At 66.8% G+C, this 14025-nt stretch carries 17 protein-coding genes; 11 read left to right on the forward strand and 6 right to left on the reverse strand.

What is annotated here, in order from left to right; translation table 11 throughout:
• Nucleotides 1-110: 110 nt before the first annotated feature.
• A complete protein-coding gene (gene cueR, locus A6A04_RS05165; protein WP_068490583.1) occupies nucleotides 111-506 on the reverse strand; it encodes a Cu(I)-responsive transcriptional regulator in 396 nt (131 codons plus the stop codon).
• The gene (locus A6A04_RS05170; RefSeq protein ID WP_068490733.1) at nucleotides 503-2638 is read right to left on the reverse strand and encodes a heavy metal translocating P-type ATPase; all 2136 of its coding nucleotides are present in this window, start codon (nucleotides 2636-2638) and stop codon (nucleotides 503-505) included. The genes cueR and A6A04_RS05170 overlap by 4 nt, the downstream gene beginning before the upstream one ends.
• A gap of 190 nt (nucleotides 2639-2828) precedes the next feature.
• Between A6A04_RS05170 and A6A04_RS05175 the strand changes: the two genes are divergently transcribed.
• Complete coding sequence (locus A6A04_RS05175; RefSeq protein WP_068490584.1) at nucleotides 2829-3197, forward strand: response regulator transcription factor; 369 nt, start codon at nucleotides 2829-2831, stop codon at nucleotides 3195-3197.
• Here A6A04_RS05175 and A6A04_RS05180 read toward each other — a convergent pair.
• Nucleotides 3194-4120 carry a hypothetical protein gene (locus tag A6A04_RS05180; RefSeq protein WP_068490585.1) on the reverse strand — a complete coding sequence of 309 codons (927 nt, stop codon included), beginning with the start codon at nucleotides 4118-4120 and terminating at the stop codon, nucleotides 3194-3196. The genes A6A04_RS05175 and A6A04_RS05180 overlap by 4 nt on opposite strands.
• 169 nt (nucleotides 4121-4289) lie before the next feature.
• On the opposite strand from A6A04_RS05180, the gene A6A04_RS05185 reads away from it, so the two are divergent.
• The 5 genes from A6A04_RS05185 to A6A04_RS05205 are packed head-to-tail and all read left to right on the forward strand — an operon-like array spanning nucleotide 4290 to nucleotide 8307.
• Nucleotides 4290-5204: an ABC transporter permease subunit gene (locus A6A04_RS05185; protein WP_068490586.1), complete on the forward strand. Its 915-nt coding sequence runs from the start codon at nucleotides 4290-4292 to the stop codon at nucleotides 5202-5204.
• A 1-nt stretch (nucleotide 5205) separates the two neighbouring features.
• On the forward strand, nucleotides 5206-6435 hold the full coding sequence (gene livM, locus A6A04_RS05190) for a high-affinity branched-chain amino acid ABC transporter permease LivM (protein ID WP_068490588.1): 1230 nt from the start codon (nucleotides 5206-5208) through the stop codon (nucleotides 6433-6435).
• Entirely contained in the window at nucleotides 6432-7262 is an 831-nt protein-coding gene (locus A6A04_RS05195) for an ABC transporter ATP-binding protein (protein ID WP_068490590.1), read from the forward strand. Before livM ends, A6A04_RS05195 begins: the two co-directional genes overlap by 4 nt.
• Nucleotides 7256-7969, forward strand: a complete 714-nt coding sequence (locus A6A04_RS05200) for an ABC transporter ATP-binding protein (RefSeq protein WP_068490592.1) — start codon at nucleotides 7256-7258, stop codon at nucleotides 7967-7969. Before A6A04_RS05195 ends, A6A04_RS05200 begins: the two co-directional genes overlap by 7 nt.
• Complete coding sequence (locus A6A04_RS05205; protein ID WP_156612485.1) at nucleotides 7966-8307, forward strand: DUF6867 family protein; 342 nt, start codon at nucleotides 7966-7968, stop codon at nucleotides 8305-8307. The genes A6A04_RS05200 and A6A04_RS05205 overlap by 4 nt, the downstream gene beginning before the upstream one ends.
• A 54-nt stretch (nucleotides 8308-8361) precedes the next feature.
• Here the strand turns inward: A6A04_RS05205 and A6A04_RS05210 are convergent, their stop codons facing one another.
• On the reverse strand, nucleotides 8362-8823 hold the full coding sequence (locus tag A6A04_RS05210) for a hypothetical protein (RefSeq protein WP_068490594.1): 462 nt from the start codon (nucleotides 8821-8823) through the stop codon (nucleotides 8362-8364).
• Nucleotides 8824-8987: 164 nt separating this feature from the next.
• On the opposite strand from A6A04_RS05210, the gene A6A04_RS05215 reads away from it, so the two are divergent.
• The 5 genes from A6A04_RS05215 (at nucleotide 8988) to A6A04_RS05235 (ending at nucleotide 13369) form a co-directional block, all read left to right on the forward strand.
• Nucleotides 8988-10094, forward strand: coding sequence for a branched-chain amino acid ABC transporter substrate-binding protein (locus A6A04_RS05215; protein WP_068490595.1), 1107 nt, complete (start codon nucleotides 8988-8990; stop codon nucleotides 10092-10094).
• A 65-nt stretch (nucleotides 10095-10159) separates the two neighbouring features.
• Nucleotides 10160-10489, forward strand: coding sequence for a four-helix bundle copper-binding protein (locus A6A04_RS05220; protein WP_068490603.1), 330 nt, complete (start codon nucleotides 10160-10162; stop codon nucleotides 10487-10489).
• Between the two features lie 13 nt (nucleotides 10490-10502).
• The gene (locus tag A6A04_RS05225; RefSeq protein ID WP_068490604.1) at nucleotides 10503-10781 is read left to right on the forward strand and encodes a hypothetical protein; all 279 of its coding nucleotides are present in this window, start codon (nucleotides 10503-10505) and stop codon (nucleotides 10779-10781) included.
• Complete coding sequence (locus A6A04_RS05230; RefSeq protein WP_068490606.1) at nucleotides 10782-11966, forward strand: MFS transporter; 1185 nt, start codon at nucleotides 10782-10784, stop codon at nucleotides 11964-11966. It begins immediately after the preceding gene.
• Nucleotides 11967-11998: 32 nt separating this feature from the next.
• The gene (locus A6A04_RS05235) at nucleotides 11999-13369 is read left to right on the forward strand and encodes an FAD-linked oxidase C-terminal domain-containing protein (protein WP_068490612.1); all 1371 of its coding nucleotides are present in this window, start codon (nucleotides 11999-12001) and stop codon (nucleotides 13367-13369) included.
• Between the two features lie 133 nt (nucleotides 13370-13502).
• Here the strand turns inward: A6A04_RS05235 and A6A04_RS22205 are convergent, their stop codons facing one another.
• Together A6A04_RS22205 and A6A04_RS05240 are read right to left on the reverse strand one after the other, a co-directional pair.
• Nucleotides 13503-13685 carry a hypothetical protein gene (locus A6A04_RS22205; protein WP_156612486.1) on the reverse strand — a complete coding sequence of 61 codons (183 nt, stop codon included), beginning with the start codon at nucleotides 13683-13685 and terminating at the stop codon, nucleotides 13503-13505.
• Between the two features lie 111 nt (nucleotides 13686-13796).
• Nucleotides 13797-13991 (reverse strand): hypothetical protein, encoded by a 195-nt coding sequence (locus A6A04_RS05240; protein WP_068490616.1) that lies wholly within the window; start codon nucleotides 13989-13991, stop codon nucleotides 13797-13799.
• Between the last annotated feature and the right edge of the window lie 34 nt (nucleotides 13992-14025).

Raw genomic sequence — 14025 nt, forward strand, 5'->3', positions numbered from 1 at the left:
AAACAGACCCGGAAACGCCGATCAACCGCAATTCACGCCCGGAACAACTCTCAAACCGTCAGAATGAAGAGGTTTCCGGAGGTGCCCAGGTCGGGAGGGGGGCCTCAGCCTCAGCCGACTTCCGACGCCAGTCGGTCCAGGATCGGGCAGTCGGGGTGGTCGTCGCCGCAACAGCGGGTGGTGAGGTCCAGCAAGGTGCGGCGGATGCTGTCCAGTTCGGCGATCTTGCGCTCGATCTCGCCCACATGCCGGAGCGCGATGGCCTTGACGTCGGCGGAAGCGCGCGAGCGGTCGCGCCACAGTTCCAGCAACGCGCCGACCTCGTCCACCGAGAAGCCCAGCGAGCGGGCGCGCTGGATGAAGCGGAGCGTCTCCACCTCGTTGGCGGTATAGGCGCGATAGCCCGAACGGGTGCGCCCCGCCGCCGGGATCAGGCCGATGCCCTCGTAATAGCGGATGGTCTTGGCCGAGACGCCCGAGCGCCGGGCCGCCTCGCCGATATTCATGTCATCCTCCAGCGCCGCAGCAGCAGCGAGTTGGACACCACCGACACCGAGGACATGGCCATGGCGGCGCCCGCGATCACCGGGGTGAGCAGGCCGAAGGCGGCTGCGGGAATGGCGATGACGTTGTAGCCGAAAGCCCAGAACAGGTTCTGCCGGATCTTGGCGGTGGTGGCGTGGGAGATGGACAGGGCCTCGGCCAGCAGCGACAGGTCGCCGCGCATCAGGGTGATCCCCGCCGCCTGCATGGCGACGTCGGAACCGGTGCCCATGGCGATGCCGATATCCGCCGCCGCCAAGGCGGGCGCGTCATTGACGCCGTCGCCCACCATGGCCACCACCCGGCCGCCGGATTTCAACTTGGCCACCTCGGCGGTCTTGTCCTCGGGCAGCACCTCGGCCACCACCCGGTCGACGCCTACCGCCTCGGCCACCACCTGGGCGGCGCGGGCGTTGTCGCCGGTCAGCATCACCGTCTCCACCCCCATGGCCTTCAAGGCGGCGACCGCCCCGGCGGCGGAGGGCTTGACCGGATCGGCCACGGCGATGAAGCCCAGGGCACGCGGCGGCTCGGCCACCCACATCAGGGTACGGCCCAGCCTTTCCTGTTCCGCCGCCGCGTCGGTGAAGGCCGACAGGTCCAGCCCCTGCTCGGCCATCAGGCGGCTACTGCCCAGCAGCAGCGAGTGGCTCTCCACCACGGCGCGGAGGCCCCGCCCGGGCAGGGCGGCGAAATCACTGACTGGGCTCAGGGACTCCGGCGGCACCACCGCCAGCACGGCGCGGGCCAGGGGATGCTCGCTGCCGGCTTGCGCCGAGGCGGCGAGGCGCAGGAAATCGGGCTGTCCCCCATCCACCACATGCACCACCGCCGGACGGCCCTCGGTCAGGGTGCCGGTCTTGTCGAACACCACCACCCGGGTGTGATGGGCACGCTCCAGCGCCTCGGCGTCCTTGATCAGGATGCCGCGCCGGGCGGCCAGCCCGGTTCCCACCATGATGCCAGTGGGAGTGGCCAGCCCCAGGGCGCAGGGGCAGGCGATCACCAGCACCGAGACGGCGGCGACGAAGGCGGTGGCGGGATCACCGGCCAGCAGCCACCAGCCCAGGAAGGACAGGACGGCGATGACCACCACCACCGGCACGAAGATGGCCGAGACCTTATCCACCAGATGCTGGACCGGCGCCTTGGCCGCCTGGGCGCCCTGGACCATGCGGATGATGCGGTTGATGGTGGAGTCCGCCCCCACCCTTGTGGCGGCCAGGCGCAGTAATCCGTCGCCATTGACGGCGCCCGCCACCACGACATCACCGGGACCCTTGGGCACCGGCAGGCTTTCGCCGGTGATCAGGCTTTCGTCCATCTGACTTTCACCGCTCAGCACGCTGCCGTCCACCGGCGCCGCCTCGCCCGGACGCAGCACCACCACCTCGCCCATCGCCACCAATGCTGCGGGAACCTCCAGGATCAGGCCGTCGCGCTCCACCCGCGCCACATTGGGCCGCAGCCGCATCAGGGCGCGGATGGCTCCAGCGGCCGAGCGCTTGGCCCGGGTCTCCAGCAGCTTGCCCAGCAGCACCAGGGTGATGACCACGGCGGCACCCTCGAAATAGAGGTTGTGGTGATGGGCGTCACCCACCGCCACATGCCAGGCCGACAGGCCGAAGGCCGCGCTGGTGCCCAGCACCACCAGCACGTCCATATTGCCCATGCCGCCCCGAAGCGAGGTCCAGGCCCCCTTGTAGAAGCGGGCGCCGATGACGAATTGCACCGGAGCGGCCAACGCCAACTGCAACCAGCCGGGAATCATGACGGGGATGCCGGAAAGATCGAGGATCATCTGCCCCACCAGCGGCAGGGTCAGCAGCGCCGAAATACCCAGCGCCACGAGATGGTGGCGGGCCTCGCGGGCCTGCTCGGCCTCGGCGCGGTCCAGATCCTCCTCGCCGGACTGGGTAAGGTCGGCCTGGAACCCGGCCTTGACGATGGCGGCCACCAGTTGCTCGGGCCGCGCCAGGGCGGGGTCGAAGCGGATATCGGCCCGCTCCGCCGCCAGGCTGACCAGGGCGCGCTCGACGCCCTCCACCTTGCCCAGCACCCGTTCCAGCCGGGTCGAGCAGGCGGCGCAGGTCATGCCCTTGACCGGCAGGGACAGACTGGCGGGCGAAGCCTGATGCGACACGATTTGATCCTCCGATGGCACTTATGACGGCATTGTTGGGCTTCCAGTCACTGGAAGGTCAAGCTCCATTCCATCCCTTGCCGCCTGGCCTGATTGCCGGTATCAATTCAACTGGATGTCGAAGCCGTTACAGCGAGGGGCCATGAGCCGCATTCTGATCATCGAGGACACCAAGCTGATGCGCGACACTCTGGTGGATGTGCTGGGCGCCGCCGGTCACGAGGTGATTACCGCCGACAATGGCGCCATCGCTACAGAGATGGTGACGGAAGGCCAGTCCTTCGAGATCATCATCACCGACATCATCATGCCGGAAATGGACGGCATCCAGACCATCTTGGAATTGCAGACCATGCTGCCCGCCGCCCGCATCATCGCCATTTCCGGCGGCAGCGCCCGCCTGGAGAAGACCCAGGGGCTGGAAACCGCCAAGCGCCTGGGCGCGGTGGCGGTGCTGGAAAAGCCGTTCGAGGTCGATACCCTGCTGGCGGCGGTGGCGGCGGCGGCCTAATCCGCCGATCCGGCCCGCACCGCGTCGATGGTGCGACGCACGTAGTTCCAATAGTCCCGCACCGGCCCCAGCGCCTCGGGTGGCGCGTCGGGAGCCAGGCAGGCCCAGGCCGAGCCATCGGCATAGGCAGACGGCGAGGCCAATCGGATCGTGGCACGCCCGTCATCGGGAATTGGCGCCGGTTCCGCCGGACGGTGGGCCTCGGCGAAGCCCAGTTGGGCCGCATCATCGCCATGAGCGAAAATCCAATCGCACAGGACCCGCGACCAGGCGACGAAATCGTCGCGCTCGGCCACGGTGGCGAATTCCAGGCTCTGGCGCGCGAAGGCATAGCTGAGCGCGGCGAAGGCGCGGCCGTCCGAGCACTGGCTGCGCTGGGCGAAGCGCTCCACCAGCACCTGCTTGGACAAATGCCGGTCAGCCTCCCGAGCCACGCCCTTGGTGCCCTCGGCATCGAACACCCTGGCCTTGAGGCGGCCATCGGCCCCGGGGACCACGCCGACCAGGGCATGGCCCACATGGGACGACAACTCGGTCAGGAAGGCGTCGATGGCCTCGCGCCCCACCGGCTGCGCCAGCACCACATAGATGTAGAGGGGCGGCAGGTCGACCACCCGCTCCTCATTGCCCTGGACCAGATCACAGACCGCGCTGTCGGGAATCTCGTCCCCGGCGGCATAAAGGCTGCCATCGGGAAAGCCCACATAGGCCCCCAGGATGGCCCCCACCCCCTCGTCCACATAGGCGTATTCCACCAGCCGGAAGGGCGCCAGCTCGCGCCAGATGGCGGTAGCGGCGGGATTGGCCGGGCGTCGGGTCTCGCCCTCCGCCGCCTGCTCCGCCAGCAGGTCGAGGAACGCCGCCACCGCCCGCGTGGTGTCGATGCGAATACGGATGACATCGTCCATGATCTCTGGCGGCATGATTCTTGATTTCCCTCCAAGACCAGGAAGTTTAGCAGAGCCCGCGCCAAGCGCGATCAAAAAGCAGACCATCCCCTGGCCGATGCGGCCTTCCCGGTTGACAGAACCGGCGTGACGAGTAGGTTTCATCTGAACACACTGAAACCAACCGTATATGCGGGAACGGTGAATGGAGTATTTCCTCCAGCAGTTAATCAACGGACTGACCCTGGGTGCGATCTATGGCCTGATCGCGCTGGGTTACACCATGGTTTACAGTATTTTGGGCATGATCAATTTCGCCCATGGCACCATCTACATGATGGGAGCGTTCATTTCGTTGATCGCCTATCTGGCCGCTACCACCATCGGCGGTGCTTCGGTGGTGGTCGCCCTGTTCGTCGCCCTGTTCGCCACCATGGGATTCACCGGATTGTGGGGCTGGACCATGGAGCGGGTGGCCTATCGCCCGCTGCGCGCCGCGCCCCGGCTGGCACCACTGATCTCCGCCATCGGCGTGTCCATCATCTTGCAGAACTTCGTCGCCCAGGCCCAGGGCGCGCGGGTCAAGCCGCTGCCCCCGGTGATCCGGGGCGGCTTCAGCCTGATGGAAGGAGACGGCTTCGCCATCAGTCTGAGCTGGATGCAGATCATCGTGGTTCTCACCACCCTGGCGCTGATGGCGGGCTTCACCTGGATGATCACCAGCACCTCGCTGGGCCGCGCCCAGCGCGCCTGCGAGCAGGACATGAAGATGGCGGCCCTGTTGGGCATCGATGTCGACCGGGTGATTTCCACCACCTTCGTCATCGGCGCCTCGCTGGCCGGAGTGGCCGGGCTGATGGTGACGCTGTATTACGGCGTCATCGACTTCTATATCGGCTTCCTGGCGGGCATCAAGGCCTTCACCGCCGCCGTGCTGGGCGGGATCGGCTCGCTGCCCGGCGCCATGCTGGGCGGGCTGCTGATCGGCCTGATCGAGGCGCTGTGGTCGGCTTATTTCTCCATTGAATACAAGGATGTCGCCACTTTCGGCATCCTGGTGATGGTACTGGTCTTCCGTCCCACCGGCCTGCTGGGTCGGCCGGATGTGGAGAAGATTTGACATGACGGCGGCGCTGCGCGACGCATTGCTGGCCGGGTTCGTCGCCGCCGCCATGGCCCTGCCCATCCTGGGCTTCCGACTGGTGGACAGCGCCAACGGCCTGTCCCTGGCCGGGCGCTTCGATCTGGTGGCATGGTCGGCGGCCATCGTGTTCTGCGGCCGCTTGGCGGTCAAGCTGGTGCTGCCCGCCCTGCCCCGCCTGCCCGCGCCGCCCGCCGCTTTCGGCAATCTGCGCCAGATCGCCGGTTGGGGCATGGCCGGTTTCGCCCTGGTGCTGCCCTTCCTGCCCTTCGCCGACCGCAACCTGGTGGACAAGGCCACCTTGGTGCTGATCTACGTCATGCTGGGCTGGGGGCTGAACATCGTGGTCGGCCTGGCCGGGCTGCTGGATTTGGGCTTCGTCGCCTTCTACGCCGTCGGGGCCTATTCCTACGCCCTGCTGTCCCAGACCTTCGGCCTGTCCTTCTGGGTCTGCCTGCCGCTGGCGGGAGTGTTCGCCGCCGGATTCGGCATCCTGCTGGGCTTTCCGGTGCTGCGCCTCAGGGGCGACTATATCGCCATCGTCACCATGGGCCTGGGCGAGATCATCCGGGTGATCCTGCAGAACTGGCAGGATGTCACCGGCGGCCCCAACGGTATTTCCGGCATCGAGCGCCCCTCGCTGTTCGGCCTGTCCTTCAAGGCGGTGCCGCCCGAGGGCCAGCGAAGCTTCGCCGAGGTCGTCGGCCTGGACTTTTCCGCCGACCACCGGGTGATCTTCCTCTATTTCCTGATCCTGGTCCTGGCCCTGGCCACCAATCTGTTCACGCTACGCATCCGCAGGCTGCCGGTGGGCCGCGCCTGGGAGGCGCTGCGGGAAGACGAGATCGCCTGCCGCTCGCTGGGCATCAACCCCACCACGGTCAAGCTGTCGGCCTTTGCCCTAGGCGCCATGTTCGCGGGCTTCGCCGGGTCGTTCTTCGCCACCCGCCAGGGCTTCATCAGCCCGGAAAGCTTCACCTTCCACGAATCGGCGGTGATCCTGGCCATCGTGGTGCTGGGCGGCATGGGCAGCCAGATCGGCATCGTTCTGGCCGCCCTGCTGCTGGTGGGCCTGCCGGAATGGTTCCGCGAGTTGCAGCAGTTCCGCATGCTGGCCTTCGGCGGCGCCATGGTTTTGATCATGCTGTGGAAGCCGTCAGGGCTGCTGTCGCACCGTGAACCCACCATCCGGCTGGGTGAAACGCGATGAGTGCCGCGCCCCTCCTTACCATCGAACACGTGACCATGGCCTTCGGCGGCCTGTTCGCGGTCAAGGACCTGTCCTTCCAGGCGGCCGAGCGCCAGATCACCGCCGTCATCGGCCCCAATGGCGCGGGCAAGACCACCCTGTTCAACTGCATTACCGGCTTCTACAAGCCGCAATCGGGGCGCATGTGCCTCAGCCATTCCGGCGGCGAGTTCCTGCTGGAACGCCTGGACGACCATGCCATCACCCGCAAGGCCGGGGTGGCGCGCACCTTCCAGAACATCCGACTGTTCGCGGGCATGAGCGTGCTGGAAAACCTGATGGTGGCGCAGCATACCCGGCTGATGGCGGCCTCGCTGTTCTCGGTGGCGGGATTGTTGGGGATGGCGCGCTATGCCCGCGCCGAGAAGGCAGCGGTGGACCAGGCGCGCCATTGGCTGGACCGGGTCGGCCTGACCGGTTTCGCCGACGAGGAGGCGGGCAGCCTGCCCTATGGCCACCAGCGTCGGCTGGAGATCGCCCGGGCCATGTGCACCGGGCCGCGCCTGCTCTGCCTCGACGAACCGGCGGCCGGGCTCAACCCCAAGGAATCGGCCGAGTTGAACGCGCTGCTGCGCTCCATCCGTGACCAGGACGGTATCGGCCTGCTGCTGATCGAGCACGATATGAGCGTGGTGATGGAAATTTCCGACCGGGTGGTGGTGCTGGACTACGGCAAGAAGATCGCCGACGGCACCCCCGCCGAGGTCAAGCGCGACCCGGCGGTGATCCGCGCCTATCTGGGCGAGCCCGACGATTCCGACCTGCCGCCGGAGGTTTCGCCATGCTGAGGGTGGAGGGCCTGTGCTCGGGCTATGGCCGCATCCAGGCGCTGCACGGCGTCGATATCCACGTGGCCAAGGGCGAAATCGTCACCCTGGTGGGCGCCAACGGCGCGGGCAAGACCACGCTTCTCATGACCATCTGCGGCAATCCCCGCGCATCGGCGGGCAAGGTGCTGCTGGACGGCGAGGACATCACGCGGCTGCCCACCCATCTGATCATGCGCAAGGGACTGGCCCATAGCCCGGAAGGCCGCCGGGTGTTCCCGCGCATGACCGTGCTGGAAAACCTGCAGATGGGCGCCGCCCTGGGCGATCCCCGCCATTTCGACCAGGATTTGGAGCGGACCCTGGCGCTGTTCCCCCGCTTGAAGGAGCGCCTGAACCAGCGCGGCGGCACCCTGTCGGGCGGCGAGCAGCAGATGCTGGCCATCGCCCGCGCCCTCATGAGCCGCCCCCAGGTGCTGCTGCTGGACGAGCCCTCGCTGGGGCTGGCGCCGCTGGTGGTCCGCCACATCTTCGAGATCATCGCCGCCATCAACCGTGACCACGGCGTCACCATCTTCCTGGTGGAGCAGAACGCCTTCCACGCCCTGAAGCTGGCCCATCGCGGCTATGTCATGGTCAACGGCAAGGTGGCGCTAAGCGGTACCGGCGCAGAATTGCTGGCCAATCCGGAAATCCGCGCCCATTACCTGGATGGAGGCGTGTCGTGATCACCTCCATGGGCGTGTTCATCGGCCTGACCCTGGTGCTGTTCGGCGGCTGCGCCTTCATGACCGGCCAGGCGCTGTCGGCCAGTTGGCGGCCGTGGTGGCACACGGTGCCCTATGCCTTGCTGCTGGCGGCCGCCGACCGCTTCCTGGGCTTCGCCCTGTTCGGCGGCGATCTGCTGTCGCTGGCGGGATTCGCCCTGGATGGCGCCATCCTGGTGGCCATCGCCCTGGGCGCCTGGCGACTGACCCGGGCGCGGCGCATGGCGGAGCAGTATCCCTGGCTGGTGGAACGCACCGGCCCCTTCACCTGGCGTGATTTGCCCCGTCAGGCGCAATAGCAGCCCCCGGACCGCGGGAGACATTAGCGATCCGGGGGCCGGGTCGATGCCGATTTACGACTTCGCCAGCGCCTGGGCCACCACCATGCGCACCCATGCGGCACGGGACAGACCCAGCGCCTCGGCGCGGGCATCGACCTGGGGAATCTGCTCGTCATCGAAGCGGATGATCACCGCCTCCTTCTTCTTCTTGTCCTTCTTCTTGCCCTTCTTTTCCTTCTTGTCCTTCTTGTCCTTGCGGGCGGCCTTGTCCTCGGTCACCTCGGCCGCAGCCACAGGGGCCGTAACCGGCTTGGCCTTGGCGGGCTTCTCGGCCTTGGCCGGCTTTTCTGCCTTGACGGACTTCTCGGCCTTGACCGGCTTCTCCGCCTTGGCGGGCTTGGCAGCGGGGACCGGCTTCGCGGCCTTGGCCTTGGGAGCGGATTTCGCCTTGGTGGCAGGCTTCGCCCTGGCTGCTTCGTCCTTGACGGCTTCAGGGGCCGGAGCAGCGGCGTCCGGCTTGGGTTCGGTGGTCATGGTGATTACTCCTGAATTTCGGCGGGGCATCTGCCCCAGAAAAACTATATCGAAGCGATATCGCTTTTCGAAGTTAAGGTTTTATGACAGCCATTCGGGGTGGCGAATACCGGCAGCCCTGCTAAACTGCCAGGCATGCGTTGCAACCCAACAAGGAGTGCCCCATGAGCAGGACAAGACTTCTGGCCCTGGCCGCCACTGCCCTTTGCGCCGTTTTCGCCGCCCCGACGGCCCGCGCCGACATCACCATCGGCGTCGCCGGTCCGCTTTCCGGTTCCGAGGCCGCCTTCGGCGAACAGTTCCGCCGCGGCGCCGTCAAGGCGGTGGAGGACATCAACGCCAAGGGCGGCGTCCTCGGACAGAAGCTTGTGCTGCATCTGGGCGACGATGCCTGCGACCCCAAGCAGGCGGTGGCGGTCGCCAATGAGATGGCGGCGCGCAAGGTGCCGTTCGTGGCCGGGCATTTCTGCTCCGGCTCCTCGATCCCCGCCTCGGACGTCTATGCCGAAACCGGCATCCTGCAGATTTCCCCGGCCTCGACCAATCCGAAATTCACCGAGCGTGGCCTGGGCAACGTGTTCCGCACCTGCGGCCGTGACGACCAGCAGGGCCAGATCGCGGCGGGCTATATCGCCAAGCAGCTCAAGGGCAAGGTGGTCGGCATCATCCACGACAAATCGGCCTATGGTAAGGGCCTGGCGGACCAGACCAAGGACGCGCTGAACAAGCTGGGCGTCAAGGAAGCGGTCTACGAGGCCATCACCGCGGGCGAGAAGGACTATTCCGCCCTGGTGACCAAGCTGAAGCAGGCCAAGGTCGAGGTTCTGTACCTGGGCGGCTACAAGACCGAGGGCGGACTGATCGTGCGCCAGATGCGCGACCAGGGCCTGAAGACGGTGCTGATGGGCGGCGACGCCCTGGTGACCGAGGAATACTGGTCCATCACCGGCGCCGCCGGTGAAGGCACCTTGATGACCTTCAGCCCCGACCCGCGCAAGAACCCGGCCAATGCCGATCTGGTGAAGTTCTACCGTGCCCAGAACTACGAGCCCGAGGCCTATACCCTGTATACCTACGGCACCATCCAGGCCTGGGCCCAGGCGGCGGAAAAGGCCAAGTCCACCGACGCCAAGAAAGTTGCCGCCGTGCTGAAGGCCGAGAAGTTCGACACCGCGCTCGGCAAGATCGGCTTCGACGCCAAGGGTGACGTCGCCGCGCCGGGTTATGTCATGTATGTGTGGAAGAACGGCAAATACGACTACGCCGAATAAGAACGGCTTGCTCCGGCCCGGCAAACAGGGTGCCGGGCCGGTTTTAACCTCAGGGGAGAAATGAAATGCCTTTGTCCGAATGCATCGAGGCCTGCGAACAGGCCCATCGCGCCTGCACCGAATCCGTCATCCATGGCTTGCAGCATGGCGGCAAGGCGGCGGAATGGGAACTGGTCCAGCTTCTTCTCGATTGCGCCGATATCAACGAGACCGCCGCCGACTTCATGCTGCGTTCGTCGCGGCTGCACCACCTCACCTGTCAGGTGGCCGCCGAGGTCAGCGACAAATGCGCCACCGCCTGCGAGAAGCTCTCCAAGGAGGATGTGCGCCTGAAGGAATGCGCCGAAGCCTGTCGCCGCGCCGCCACGGCGTGCCGCAAGACCATCAAGAACTGACGGAGTTTCGCCGATGAGCGAAGAAACCCGCATCGTCGGCGACCTGCCCAATCTGCGCGTGGAAATCCTCCATCGCCAGGACAGGGACGGCATGGCGGAACATGTGATCCTTCACCTGACCGCCACGCCGTCGTTCCAGGCGGCGGAAAGCCTGCTGCTCGGCGGGCTGTCGCCTGCCGCCTGGACCAATCCCTGGACCCTGTGGACCACCATGGCCCAAGCCATGCTGGCCCCCTGGTCCAATGCCATGACCGCCGCCAATCCCTGGCTGCCGCACCCCAAGCAAGACTGAATGGACCCGTCCCGCACCAGTTGGCCCGCCGTCTTCCTGGCGGTGGGAGCCGGAATCGTGGCGGCGTTCCAGGTGGGCAAGGCCCCCATCGCCCTGCCTTTCATCCGCGACGAGATGGGTCTCAGCCTTTCGGCAGCCTCGTGGATTCTGTCCATCTTCGCCCTGATGGGAGCCAGCGCGGGCGCTTCCATGGGCAGCATCGTCACCCGCCTCGGCGCGCGCCGCATGCTGCCATTGGGCCTTGCCCTGCTGGCCGCCGCCAGCCTGCTGGGCTCTGGCGCGCCGTCCCTGATGCCGCTGCTCGCCAGCCGGGTGGCCGAGGGGCTGGGCTATATGCTGGTCGCTATCTCGGCGCCCGCCCTGATCGCCCTGCTGACCCATCCCGACCAGCGCCAGACGGCCTTTGGCCTGTGGGGCTGCTTCATGCCGGTGGGCATGGCGGTGGCCATGACCGCCGCCCCTGCCCTGCCCCTGGTGGGCTGGCGCGGCCTGTGGCTGGCCATGGCGGTGCTGCTGGCCGCCTATGCCGTCCTGGTCCATCTGCGCATGCCCCATCCGCCAGTCCCCGTCCGGGACGAGGACGACCAGCATCTGCTGCGGGATATCATCGCCACGGTCAAGGCACCGGGACCGCTGATCCTGGCCGCCACCTTCCTGCCCTATTCCGCCGCCTATGCCGCCCTGACCGGGTTCCTGCCGACCTTGCTGATCGAGCGCATGGCGGTCAGCCCCGGTACCGCCGGACTGATGGCGGCGGCGGTGACGGCAGCCAATATCGTCGGCAATCTCGCCACCGGTCCCGCCCTGCGGGCGCGGTTGCCCCGGCGCTGGGTGATGGCCGCCTCCAGCCTGGTCATCGCCTTGTGCAGCCTGGGCATCTTCCTGCCCATCACAACGCCCGAGCAGTCCTATGCCCTGTGCCTGGTATTCTCGGCGGTGGGAGGCCTGCTGCCCGGCTGCATCCTGGGCGGCGCCGCGGTCTATGCCCCCAACCGCCATCTGGTGCCGGTGGCCCTGGGCCTGATCATGCAGGGCAGCAATCTGGGCCAGTTGCTGGGACCGGTGGTGGTGGGCGCCGCCGTCGCCGCCTGGACCTGGCCCGCCGCCGCCGCCGTGCTGGTTCCGGCTTCCTTGATCGGGATCACCCTGGCCCTGGCCTTGCGCCGGGCGGGCAAGGAACCGTAATGTGACGTGGTAAGACCACCGAGGTTGCCACCATGCCCCTGCCCACCGCCCTGCTTGATGACCTTGCCGCCGTGTTCGGCGATCGCCTGTCCACTGCCCAGGCGGTACGCGAGCATCACGGCAAGGATGAAAGCCATTTCCCCCCCTGCCCGCCCGAGGCGGTGGTCTTCGCCTTGACCACCCAGGAGGTGTCGCAGGCGGTCAAGGCCTGCGCCCGGTATGCAACCCCGGTGATCGCCTTTGGCACCGGCACCTCGCTGGAAGGCCATATCGCGGCGCTGAAGGGCGGTGTCTGCATCGATGTCTCGGGCATGAACGCGGTGCTGGAGGTACGCCCCGAGGACCTGGACGTCACCGTCCAGCCCGGCGTCACCCGCAAGCAGGTCAACGAGTATCTGAGGGATTCCGGCCTGTTCTTCCCCATCGATCCCGGCGCCGACGCCTCGCTGGGCGGCATGGCGGCGACGCGAGCGTCCGGTACCAACGCGGTGCGCTACGGCACCATGCGCGACAACGTGCTGTCGCTGGAAGTGGTGCTGCCCGACGGGCGGGTGATCCGGACCGCGCGCCGCGCCCGCAAGTCCTCGGCGGGCTATGATCTGACGCGGCTGTTCGTGGGCTCGGAGGGCACGCTGGGCATCATAACAGAATTGACGCTCCGCCTGCACGGCATCCCCGAGGCGGTTTCCGCCGCCACCTGCCCCTTCCCCTCGGTGGAGGCGGCGGTGCAGACGGTGATCCTGACCATCCAGTCGGGCATTCCGGTGGCGCGGATCGAGTTCATGGACGAGGTCATGGTGGACGCGGTCAACCGCTATTCCAAGACCAGCCATAGGGTGGCGCCCACCCTGTTCTTCGAGTTCCACGGCAGCCAGGCCAGCGTGCGCGAGCAGGCCGAGCGGGTCGAGGCCATCGCCACGGAATTCGGCGCCCAGGGGTTCCAATGGGCCACCGGCGCCGAGGAGCGCACCCGGTTGTGGGCGGCGCGCCACAACGCCTATTACGCCGGAATCGCGCTGAAGCCCGGCTGTCGCGCCTGGACCACCGATGCCTGTGTTCCCATTTCACGGCTGGCGGAATGCCTGTTGGAAACCAAGGCCGACCTGGAGAAGTCCTCGCTGACCTCGGCCATTGTCGGCCATGTGGGCGACGGCAATTTCCACGTCATGCTGCTGGTGGACCCCGGCAGGCCCGAGGAGATCGCCGAGGCCGAAGCGGTCAACCACCGCATCGTGCGCCGGGCCCTGGCCATGGACGGCACCTGCACCGGCGAGCATGGGGTGGGCCACGGCAAGATGGAGTTCCTGGAAGAGGAATTCGGCGAGGCCCTGGACATCATGCGCCGGGTCAAATCCGCCATCGATCCCCAGGGCATCATGAATCCCGGCAAGATCGTCGGCTGAGGTTTTACACCGCTTGAAGTCCGATCTGGCTTTTCACGTCATCCCACCGCCCGAGCCAGCGATGCCGTTTCTGAAAAGCCATGCCAGGACAAGATCCCTCCTACCGATAGTCGTCGGGATGACGGAGCCTTTCCTAAGCCTCGGCCAGGGTGGGCAGCACCAGATCGACCATGAACCGGGCGATGGTGGGGGTTTCATGGGGCATGGCGGCCATCAGAGCGGCCACGGCGGCGTCCCGCTGGTCCTGTTGATCCAGACCAACACTCCGCGCCCGGGTCACCACATGGGTGACCAGATCGATCATTGACTGACTCACGGCACCCTCCCCTGCTTGAACGCTTCCCTGCCCGCTGAACAGAGAATGCGATATCGCTGGCGTTTATGCCACCAACGAAAGGGAAGGAAATGTAATGGCGGCTGGCGGCCCTCAGGCGGCGGCGCTCATCTCGGCGACGAAGGGATACAACTGCTCGACGATCAGATTGGCGATGGAGGGCGACAGGCTGGGGATCATGGACATCAGCACCGCCTCAGCCGCGGCGCGCTCCTCCGATCCGGTCAGTCCCTGTCCGCGCGCGGATAGCACGGCCTGCTTGATGATTTCGATCAGCGACGGGTCCATGGCGGAACCTCCGGGGACAACAACTGTCAAGATT

Origin of the sequence: Paramagnetospirillum marisnigri (assembly GCF_001650715.1) — a bacterium.
Classification (GTDB): Bacteria; Pseudomonadota; Alphaproteobacteria; order Rhodospirillales; family Magnetospirillaceae; genus Phaeospirillum; species Phaeospirillum marisnigri.

Bases quoted from the DNA above. Each gene is read 5' to 3' on its own strand.
- A6A04_RS05235 (WP_068490612.1), top strand. From the start codon at position 11,999: ATGCCCCTGCCCACCGCCCTGCTTGATGACCTTGCCGCCGTGTTCGGC.
- A6A04_RS05240 (WP_068490616.1), bottom strand. From the start codon at position 13,991: ATGGACCCGTCGCTGATCGAAATCATCAAGCAGGCCGTGCTATCCGCG.
- A6A04_RS05215 (WP_068490595.1), top strand. From the start codon at position 8,988: ATGAGCAGGACAAGACTTCTGGCCCTGGCCGCCACTGCCCTTTGCGCC.
- A6A04_RS05175 (WP_068490584.1), top strand. From the start codon at position 2,829: ATGAGCCGCATTCTGATCATCGAGGACACCAAGCTGATGCGCGACACT.
- A6A04_RS05225 (WP_068490604.1), top strand. From the start codon at position 10,503: ATGAGCGAAGAAACCCGCATCGTCGGCGACCTGCCCAATCTGCGCGTG.
- A6A04_RS05195 (WP_068490590.1), top strand. From the start codon at position 6,432: ATGAGTGCCGCGCCCCTCCTTACCATCGAACACGTGACCATGGCCTTC.
- cueR (WP_068490583.1), bottom strand. From the start codon at position 506: ATGAATATCGGCGAGGCGGCCCGGCGCTCGGGCGTCTCGGCCAAGACC.
- A6A04_RS05180 (WP_068490585.1), bottom strand. From the start codon at position 4,120: ATGCCGCCAGAGATCATGGACGATGTCATCCGTATTCGCATCGACACC.
- A6A04_RS05185 (WP_068490586.1), top strand. From the start codon at position 4,290: ATGGAGTATTTCCTCCAGCAGTTAATCAACGGACTGACCCTGGGTGCG.
- livM (WP_068490588.1), top strand. From the start codon at position 5,206: ATGACGGCGGCGCTGCGCGACGCATTGCTGGCCGGGTTCGTCGCCGCC.
- A6A04_RS05220 (WP_068490603.1), top strand. From the start codon at position 10,160: ATGCCTTTGTCCGAATGCATCGAGGCCTGCGAACAGGCCCATCGCGCC.
- A6A04_RS05170 (WP_068490733.1), bottom strand. From the start codon at position 2,638: ATGACCTGCGCCGCCTGCTCGACCCGGCTGGAACGGGTGCTGGGCAAG.
- A6A04_RS05210 (WP_068490594.1), bottom strand. From the start codon at position 8,823: ATGACCACCGAACCCAAGCCGGACGCCGCTGCTCCGGCCCCTGAAGCC.
- A6A04_RS05200 (WP_068490592.1), top strand. From the start codon at position 7,256: ATGCTGAGGGTGGAGGGCCTGTGCTCGGGCTATGGCCGCATCCAGGCG.
- A6A04_RS05230 (WP_068490606.1), top strand. From the start codon at position 10,782: ATGGACCCGTCCCGCACCAGTTGGCCCGCCGTCTTCCTGGCGGTGGGA.